Here is an 8,102-nt window from a genome sequence, read left to right on the forward strand (position 1 = left end):
TAGGGGCGGGGCGGGGCGGGGCGGGGGGCGGGGTGCTGGGGGCGTCGGGAGGGGACCCCAGCACCGGACGACGCGGGGGGCGGTGTGTCGCCGCTCGACGTCGCCCCGCAGCCTCCCTCTGCCCAACGCCCCTGTTGTGCCGGGCGGGTTGGTTGGCGCGTTTGAGGCTGGTGTCGACGAACGCCAACTGATATCTTTTGAGGGTCACCAAGTGGGGTTACCACCCCGGGAATGGAGTTCGGTCATGGGTAATGACGGTCTGACGCAGCCGCTTCGAGTGGCGATGGGCAACATCAACGCTCGCGGCTACAGCGCCACCGCGCGGGCCAACGGTACGGTCGGCTGGTTCCACGACGGCGCGGCGTACGCGATCAAGGCGGTGGGCATGGATTTCTTCGCGATGATGGACGGCAAGGAGGTGGGCGGCCCGCTGCCCGACACGCGTGACGGCGTGACGATCGCGCGTCTCGCGATCGAGCGGCTGGGCCTTCCGGCGGATGTCTGACGGTTCCGCGAGGCTGTGAGCGGCGGGCCCTGGCGCTGTGCGCCGGGGCCCGCTCGTGTGGCGGGTGAGGTTCGAACCCGGCCCGACCCCCCCCTTGCCCGGCGCCCTGGTCCCTCCGGGGAGCTCACTGACTGATTCTGACGGAACGTCACCTGATTTATATTAATGCCTATTGCAACTACATATCACTTACGGCGCAATTATCATGTACATTTTCGCGATCAGACCGGAATCGGACCTTCCAACGGGGGTGGGCCGGGCTCCGCGTGTGCTGCGCGGCCTGTCCCCGCGCGGCTGACGCGCCCTCACCGCCTTTCGGCCGGTGATGCGCAACCAAGCGGCGGGCTTCCGCCACCGCGAAGGCCCGGGCGCCCGGATCAAACGAACCGGCGCGCCCGGGCCTTCGTGCTGATGCTCCCCCGTCCCGCCTGGCAAGTCATTGCGCAAAGAGCCTTATATGCACTACCTTATTCACGTCACCATATTCGGTTTCACCAGCCGGAACGGAGTAGGGCTATGCCGTCGAGCGAAGCGCTGAAAGCCGTGTCTGACGAACTGGTCGCGTGCGGGCATGACCGCGTGGGCCCGTACGGTCCCCCCGGTGGGGGGTATCTCGGGTTCTACTACCTGGGGACGCTGTACGGGATCGAGCACGCGGGCGGGACGACCTTCTACGCGCTGAAGGCCGGGAAGCGGGTTGGGGGCGCCTTCACGGCGGCTACCCCCATGACGCTGCTGGCGAAGGCGCTGGAGCGGTTGGACGTCCCGACGTTCGTCTGATCGCCGCGGGTTGGCCTCCGGTGCGCCGTGCGCCGCGTGATGCGTTCGACGGCGCGCCGGGGGCGCGGCCGCGCCACAACCTCTCTGCCCCGCGCGGGACGCGGATCACGTCGGCGCCGACGTTGGCGTCGCGGGTCTGCGGGGCGGCCCCGTGCCCCCTCTCCTTTCCGCACCTGCGGGCGCCCCGGCCGATGTCGCCCAAGTGGGCCGAAGGATCGGCGTGGGGACGCGTCTCGACGCGTCTGCGCCCGCCCCGGACGGAACCGGGGCGGGCGCAGCCATGCGCTGATCTGTCAGCCGGTGACGGTTGCGGAGCCCGCGCCAGTCTCGGGCGCACCCTGTGCTGAGTGCCCGCCGCCGTTGGCGCGTCGCCGCCGGTTGCGCACCAGGGACGAGACGAACGCCGCGCCGATGAACAGCGCGCCCACCAGGCCCGTGATCAGTTCGGGGACCTCGTAGCGGATGCCCACGCCGAGGATCACGGCGAGTGCCCCGATGGCGTAGTGCGCGCCGTGTTCCAGGTACTCGTACTCATCGATGGTGCCGAGTTGGACCATGTAGACGGTCAGGAAGCGGACGACCAGCGCGCCCACGCCCAGCCCCATCGCGATCATGAAGATCTGATGCGTGATCGCGAACGCGGAGATCACACCGTCGAAGCTGAACGATGCGTCAACCGTCTCCAGGTACATGAACATCGCGAGGGCCGCGCCGCCCACCAGGCCCACGCCGCCGGTGCTCTTGCTCGGCTTTCCGTTGTCCCCGTCGTCCCCGTCGGTGTTGACGCGGCTCTCGAAGTAGTCGGACACGCCCTTGACGATCAGGTAGGTGATCAGGCCCGCGATCCCGGAGATCAGGACGGTTCCGCTGACGTCGTGTCCGCCGTTGGCGGAGTGGTGCGCGAGGGTTCCGGAGGTGGCCAGCAGCGCGGCGAGGGTGATGACCACGCTCAGCGATTCGATCTTGCCGAGCTTGGCGATGGGTCGTTCGATCGCCGTCAGCCAGGCCAGGTCACGGCTCGTCAGGAGGAAGTCCAGGAAGATCATCAGCAGGAAGGTCCCGCCGAATCCGTTGATGGCCGGTTGTGCGGCGGTCACGAGGTGCTGATAGCGGTCTTGCTCGTGCAGCGCGAGCATGACCGCGTGCACGGGGCTCATGTGTGCGGTGATGGCGACGATCAGGACCGGGAACACCAGCCGCATACCGCCCACGGCGAACGCGAACCCCCAGGTCATGAACCGCTTTTGCCACTTGGCACTGAGCTTGCGCAGGATCTTCGCGTTCATGACGGCGTTGTCGAATGACTCCGACGTCTCCATGATCGCCAGTAGGGCGACGGTCAGGGCTCCGGCGGCCCCCCAGGTGAATCCCGCGATGGTGAGGGCTAACGCCGCGAAGAGCGCCATGCCCGCAAGTGATCGTTTGAGGTTCATCATCCCCCTTCCAGGTGGTGTGTCGGCCGGGCGAACCGGACGACAATGTGATGACTCAAGTATAGCAAATATGAGATGAGTCGTAAATGTGCGGGATGTGGTCGATCGCGCGCCGCCACTGTCCTATCCGCGCAGGAGGGCCCCTCTGCAGGGCGTCCCCGCGGCGCCCCGCGGCGCCCCGCGGGGCTCTGTGGCGTGAATGTCCGGCGCGGCCCGCCTCCGAACCGGGGGCGGGCCGCAGTGCCTTGGTGAAGGTCAGAGGTGGAACTCGCCGAGGAACAGCCGGGCGACGTCGGCGGCGGGGGTGTTGTTGGGGAGGGTGCGCGTGGGGGCCTGCTGGCTCTCGTTGAAGGCGAACCTGCCGCCGCTGTCGGTGATGGCGTACACGGGGCCGCCGCTGTACTTGCAGATGTAGAGGGCGTTCGTGCCCATGGAGACGATCAGGGTGTTGGGGGTGACGTTGCTGGGGTGGGGGCCGGGGCCTGCGGTGTCGCGCTCGGCCTCGATGGCGTTGCGGATCGCGGTGAGGCTGGTGCTGGGCATGGTGAGTGCTCCGTTTCGTCCGGGCTGGTAACCCCTTCTGATGACAACTATAGCATAGTTTCCGTGCTGGTCTCCCGGCTCTCCCGGATTGGCGGCGCCCGATTGGGCTTCCCCACGGATTGGGTCCGAGGGGGCGTTGCTGGGCTCCCAGCCGCCCTCTCCACGGCAGTCCAGCCACGGCCTCGCTTCCTGGACGGGCGGATCCGGCTGTCACTGCCCGCAGGGCCCCGACCGTATGGCCGGGGCCCTGCGGGGCATGGCGGGTAGCCGTTTGCCCGTTGGCGGCTAGCTCAGCTTGTCGATCGTCTGCTGATTGCTCTTGATCTCCTTCTCCAGCTTCGAGACGGTCCCGGTCCAGCGGCCGACCTGCTTGGCGTAGGTCTTCGCCTGCTCCTTGTAGCCCTTGCGGTGCATTTCCTGCGCGACCTTCTTGACCTCCTTGAGCGCGGCCCGCGCCTCGGAGAGCTCCGCCTCAAGCTTGTTGATCTTCTTCTTCGCGGCAGCCACGCGCGCCTTGTTGGCAGCGGCCTTGGCGATGTCGGATGCGGTCATGTCGATCCCCTTTCAAGCCTCTTGGTGTCTTTGGGGTGGTGACCCCTTGACCTGACACTTAAGACTCTATGAGGATTAACATCAGCAAATAATGACCAACAGGGATACATAGTTCAGGCGGGGAGGTAAGTGTCATGTGACGCTGCCGCTACTTGACCGACCCGCCGTTGCGTTGCGCCCCTGCGGCGACCCCCTGTACCCGTCGCCCCCGCAGCTGCATCGCGGCCTGCGTAGTGCCGCCCGGCGCGGCGGTGGTCAGTCGGCCCCGCCCGGTGCGGGTGCGGCGCCCGCCCCGCAGCGGTAACGCTGCGTAGGCGGACCTGGGAGCGCGGGGGTGCGCCGCCCCGTCCCTGGGGCGGCGCACCCCCGCGCTACGCGCGGCCTCCCGCCGAACCGCCGGGAGCGTCAGGAGCGCCGGGAGCCTCGGAACCATCGGGCGCGTCAGGGGCATTGACGGCTCGCGCGTGCTGGCGAGCGAACACCGCCGAGACGAGCGCGGCGAGGGACATGGCCGCGAGTGCGGCGGTGAAGCCGCCCCAGGTTGCGAAGTAGACGACTCCCAGCAGTGCGACGCCGACCGGGCCCGCCGCTTCCTGCACCGTCATCAGGACCCCGGCAGTCGCGCCCGCGTGGTGGCCTTCCACGGTGGCGGTGACGGAGGAGGTGAGCGCGCCGTTGGCGAGAGCCTGACCCGCGCCCGCCAGGATGAGCCCCGCCGCCATGATCAGCCATCCGTGGGTTCCGCCGGTGGTGCCGGAGACGGCGAGTACTGCGTATCCGATGGCGAGGATCAGCGCGCCCCACACGGCGACCTTGACGCCGTGACGGGTGGTCAGTTTCGCCTGTCGGGTGGAGGTGAGCAGGAACCCGACGTTCAGCACGGCGAACATGCCGCCCGCCTCAAGCACGGTCAGGCCCTTGACCTGCTGCAAGTACAGGGACAGCACCACCGACATGACCCCGGTGACGGCGTAGAGCACGCCGATCCCGCCCAGACCGGAGCTGAATCCGGAGTACCGGAAGACGGCGAGGTCGAGAAGGGGTGTGCGGCCCCGCTTGGTGCGGATGCGCTGGTGACGGACGAAGATCACCAGGGCCAGCATGGCGGCGACCAGGACGACGAACGACCACAGCGGCCATCCGGTCTCGCGTCCCTGGACCAGCGCCAGGACCACCCCGACCAGGCCCAGAACCGTCATGAGGGTTCCGGCCACGTCCAGACCGCGCCCGGCGTTGGCGGCGCGGGATTCGGGGACCCAGCGCAGGGCGAGGACGATGGCGATCAGCCCAAGGGGGACGTTGATCACGAAGACCGAACGCCAGCCGAGTCCGGCGATGTTGGCGGTGATCAGGAGGCCGCCGATGATCTGGCCGCCGATGCTGGCCGCGCCGACGACGGTGTTTTGCCAGGCCACGGCGCGGCGGTGTGCGTGGCCGGTGAACATGGCGGAGAAGAACGCGAGGACTTGCGGCCCCATCAGGGCGGCGCCGATGCCTTGGGCGATGCGGGTGCCGTTGAGGATGCCGATGGTGGGAGCGGCGGCGCACGCCGCCGATGCGGCGGTGAAGACGATCAGGCCCCACACGAAGACTTTGCGGCGGCCGTAGAGGTCGCCGAGCCGTGCGGAGGTGATCAGTCCGGCGGCGAAGGCGAGGCCGTATCCGGCGCTGATCCATTGCAGCGCGGCGGTGTTGGCGTGCAGGTCGGTCGCGAGGGAGGGGAGGGCGGCGGTGGTGACGAAGAAGTTGAGGACCACCATGAAGGTAGACCCGAGGAGGACCGCGAGCGCCCAAGTGGGGTGGGGCGATCGGGACGTGATGCGGCTCATTGGTGCGTGCTCCCTGGTGAGGGGTGCGGGGTGGCGGCCCGCGCGGTCGAAGGGTGGTGAACCCTGATTTATCAATCATAGCGCATTGACCTCAATATGTCATGCCATCTGGCGTGGGGTCCGGCGGGGGTCCGGCGTGCGGACCTGCGGCTTTCGGCGGCCCGCGTGCACCGAAGCGCCCCGGGGATTGACCGTCGAGCCTCGGTGGCCCCCCGGAGTCCCCTATGCCTGCCGTCCCCTCATCTGGCGGTCTGGCTCGAGGTGTTGCCGCGGCCGCGCGCGTGGCGGCGCCCCTGAGTCTTGGGGGGCGCCGCCGCGCCGGGACGGTCAGCCCTCGGTGATCAGCTTCGTGTACTTCTCGACGAGCGCCACGGTGGTCGTGGGCTCCCTGACTTCACTGCCGGGGACCGTCGTCCCGTCCGCGCGCAGCAGGCGCGTGACGCCGCCCCTGGTGCGGATCGTGTACGTCTGGCCGTTCACCTTGAACGTCCCGTCTGCGAATTCGGGCATGGGGCTGCCTCTCTCCTCGCGCGGCTGGTGACCGCAATTGGTGATTGCTAAAAACTAGCATCAGGCTAGACCCTTGGCAAGTCGTTTGCTATGCTTAAGGCATCAGTTCGGACGGGCTGACCGGCTCACCACCGGAAACCGGCTTCACCAGCCAGGAAGGCGCCAGCCATGACCAAGGGCATCCGCACGATCTTCGCCGCGCTCGCCAACAAGCTCCGCGAGCTGCGCGACCGGCCCAACAACGACGCGGCCCTGCGCGCCTGGGCGCGGACCGAGTACCCGGAGCTGCGCAACCTCGGTGACGGCGACCTCGACGCCCACCTGCGGACCATGCGACGCGACATCTGACGCCGGGCCACCTCCCCCGCCCGCGCCGCCCCTGGCGACGCGGGCGGGGGAGGCGCGTGGGCCTGGTGGCCGGAACTGCTGCCCCCTCTCCCCGCCGCCCCCGCGGGCGTGCGCCTTCCCGAGGGCGCCGCGTGCCGGACGCGGACGGAAGTGGGGTCCGTTGGTTACTGTGTCTAGACACTTCGGTAGTACACTCTTGGTCATCGGCCCGGAGTTCTTCGGAACCTCCCATCCGGGCCTGCGGCGCTGCTAGACACCCCCCACGTAGTGGCGCGTACCCGGGGCCCGAACCGCCGTGCAAGCGACCCCCAAGACTGCTTGCCCCATGGTTCGGGCCCCGGGCCTTTCTGTGTTCGCCGACCAGGCCGACCACGCCGACCACGGCGGGCGCGCCGAGCTGCGCCGGGTGCCCGCCGATGGGGGTCCTACCGGGTGGGCGATGTGGTGGGTGTCGTCGGGTGCTTCCCGTTGGCGGGCGCAGTGGTTGAGGCGGGCGCCGCGGCGTGGGGGTGGGGGCTGGGGGCGAGGAGAGCCCCGAGGGTGACCGTGGCGGCGAAGGCGAGGGCTGCGGCGGCGCTTCGGGGTCCGGTGACGAGCGGCATGGTGAGTGCCTCCTTGGTGGTGGGAGAGGCGGGGCGGCGAGCCCTACCTCTTCGTGACACTAAAAGCATAGTATTTTTCTCACGAAAACGCCATGGCCGAGAGGTGAAGGGGCGCGGCCGGACTGGGGGCGCCTCCCCGCCCCCCTGTACCCCGCACGCCTGTTGGCACGCACCGCCCGGCGGCCCGCGGGCCGCCCTGGAATGCAACTGGTTGGCCGTCAGGTCCCGTGTGTGCCAGCTGCGATGACAACACGTGCGCAATTCGTGTGGCGGGAATGCCAGCGGCCCCCGCAGTCGCGGGGGCCGCTGGTCTTGGGTGTCGGTTAGCCGACGGTGAGGCCGCAAGTGTCGCAGCGCTGGCGGCCGCCGCCTTCGCCTGCGGGCTGGAGTTCGCCGTCGCACTCGGGGTCGGGGCACTGGGCGGCGGTGGTCATGCTGGCGAGGCTGAGCATGTTGGTCGGGGGCATGGTGAACCTCCTGGTCTCGGGGTGGTGAGCCCCTTTGGTTGATATCTTTAGTATAGCGAATGCGTTTGCTTCTGTAAAGAGGGGGCGTGGGCGGGCTTCTGGGGCGCGGGTGGCGTCGGTTGGGAGTGCGTCGGCGATCAAGGGCATGGGGTCGCTGCCGTCGCATGCGAAGCAGTCGGCACGGGCGGGACCGCGGAGGCGAAACGGTGGCCCCCGCGCACCCCTGTGCCCAACGTCCCGAAGCCTGGGCGCGCGTTCGTGCGCGCGCTTGAGGGTTGCGCTTTATCTGCTCTCGATGCTATGCTCTACATGTCATCAGGAAGTAGGGATCTTCCGGGTGGCGGGCCGGGATTCACCATCTCGGTTGTCCTTCTACCAGGGGAGTTGTTATGTCCAAGAAGTCGCACCCGGGTGACGGTAGCCACGGTCACGGCGCGAAGGGGTTCGCGTTCCGTGAGTCGCGTCGGACGCTGCGGGAGCTGGCGGGGGCGCTGCTCTCGCTGGGTCGTCAGGGCTGACGCCTGACGCCTGAC

The 8,102-nt window shown here is 68.8% G+C and carries 10 protein-coding genes; 4 read left to right on the forward strand and 6 right to left on the reverse strand.

Annotation, left to right across the window (positions count from 1 at the left end):
• The first annotated feature begins 244 nt into the window (after positions 1-244).
• The gene (locus BIV57_RS18065) at positions 245-505 is read left to right on the forward strand and encodes a hypothetical protein (RefSeq protein ID WP_139275711.1); all 261 of its coding nucleotides are present in this window, start codon (positions 245-247) and stop codon (positions 503-505) included.
• 579 nt (positions 506-1,084) lie between these two features.
• Positions 1,085-1,285, forward strand: coding sequence for a hypothetical protein (locus tag BIV57_RS18070; protein ID WP_139275712.1), 201 nt, complete (start codon positions 1,085-1,087; stop codon positions 1,283-1,285).
• Positions 1,286-1,578: 293 nt separating this feature from the next.
• Here BIV57_RS18070 and BIV57_RS18075 read toward each other — a convergent pair whose 3' ends face one another.
• From BIV57_RS18075 to BIV57_RS18095, 5 genes are all read right to left on the reverse strand, one after another.
• Positions 1,579-2,721, reverse strand: coding sequence for a DUF475 domain-containing protein (locus BIV57_RS18075; RefSeq protein WP_245797789.1), 1,143 nt, complete (start codon positions 2,719-2,721; stop codon positions 1,579-1,581).
• Positions 2,722-2,973: 252 nt separating this feature from the next.
• Entirely contained in the window at positions 2,974-3,261 is a 288-nt protein-coding gene (locus BIV57_RS18080) for a hypothetical protein (RefSeq protein WP_071657881.1), read from the reverse strand.
• Between the two features lie 285 nt (positions 3,262-3,546).
• Entirely contained in the window at positions 3,547-3,813 is a 267-nt protein-coding gene (locus BIV57_RS18085) for a hypothetical protein (RefSeq protein ID WP_071657882.1), read from the reverse strand.
• Positions 3,814-4,184: 371 nt separating this feature from the next.
• Complete coding sequence (locus BIV57_RS18090) at positions 4,185-5,642, reverse strand: MFS transporter (RefSeq protein ID WP_079170446.1); 1,458 nt, start codon at positions 5,640-5,642, stop codon at positions 4,185-4,187.
• A 327-nt stretch (positions 5,643-5,969) separates the two neighbouring features.
• On the reverse strand, positions 5,970-6,152 hold the full coding sequence (locus BIV57_RS18095) for a hypothetical protein (protein WP_071657884.1): 183 nt from the start codon (positions 6,150-6,152) through the stop codon (positions 5,970-5,972).
• 168 nt (positions 6,153-6,320) lie between these two features.
• On the opposite strand from BIV57_RS18095, the gene BIV57_RS18100 reads away from it, so the two are divergent.
• Positions 6,321-6,500 (forward strand): hypothetical protein, encoded by a 180-nt coding sequence (locus BIV57_RS18100; RefSeq protein ID WP_071657885.1) that lies wholly within the window; start codon positions 6,321-6,323, stop codon positions 6,498-6,500.
• 925 nt (positions 6,501-7,425) lie between these two features.
• Here BIV57_RS18100 and BIV57_RS25305 read toward each other — a convergent pair.
• A complete protein-coding gene (locus BIV57_RS25305; protein ID WP_175548788.1) occupies positions 7,426-7,569 on the reverse strand; it encodes a hypothetical protein in 144 nt (47 codons plus the stop codon).
• Positions 7,570-7,958: 389 nt separating this feature from the next.
• On the opposite strand from BIV57_RS25305, the gene BIV57_RS26850 reads away from it, so the two are divergent.
• Positions 7,959-8,087 carry a lariocidin/triculamin family lasso peptide core domain gene (locus BIV57_RS26850; RefSeq protein ID WP_473234605.1) on the forward strand — a complete coding sequence of 43 codons (129 nt, stop codon included), beginning with the start codon at positions 7,959-7,961 and terminating at the stop codon, positions 8,085-8,087.
• The last annotated feature ends 15 nt before the right edge of the window (positions 8,088-8,102 follow it).

The sequence above is a fragment of the Mangrovactinospora gilvigrisea genome (assembly GCF_001879105.1).
Lineage (GTDB): Bacteria > Actinomycetota > Actinomycetes > Streptomycetales > Streptomycetaceae > Mangrovactinospora > Mangrovactinospora gilvigrisea.

Excerpts from the sequence above, each read along its gene's own strand:
- BIV57_RS18090 (WP_079170446.1), bottom strand. The coding sequence starts at position 5,642 with ATGAGCCGCATCACGTCCCGATCGCCCCACCCCACTTGGGCGCTCGCG.
- BIV57_RS18085 (WP_071657882.1), bottom strand. The coding sequence starts at position 3,813 with ATGACCGCATCCGACATCGCCAAGGCCGCTGCCAACAAGGCGCGCGTG.
- BIV57_RS25305 (WP_175548788.1), bottom strand. The coding sequence starts at position 7,569 with ATGCCCCCGACCAACATGCTCAGCCTCGCCAGCATGACCACCGCCGCC.
- BIV57_RS18095 (WP_071657884.1), bottom strand. The coding sequence starts at position 6,152 with ATGCCCGAATTCGCAGACGGGACGTTCAAGGTGAACGGCCAGACGTAC.
- BIV57_RS18065 (WP_139275711.1), top strand. The coding sequence starts at position 245 with ATGGGTAATGACGGTCTGACGCAGCCGCTTCGAGTGGCGATGGGCAAC.
- BIV57_RS18100 (WP_071657885.1), top strand. The coding sequence starts at position 6,321 with ATGACCAAGGGCATCCGCACGATCTTCGCCGCGCTCGCCAACAAGCTC.
- BIV57_RS18075 (WP_245797789.1), bottom strand. The coding sequence starts at position 2,721 with ATGATGAACCTCAAACGATCACTTGCGGGCATGGCGCTCTTCGCGGCG.
- BIV57_RS26850 (WP_473234605.1), top strand. The coding sequence starts at position 7,959 with ATGTCCAAGAAGTCGCACCCGGGTGACGGTAGCCACGGTCACGGCGCG.
- BIV57_RS18080 (WP_071657881.1), bottom strand. The coding sequence starts at position 3,261 with ATGCCCAGCACCAGCCTCACCGCGATCCGCAACGCCATCGAGGCCGAG.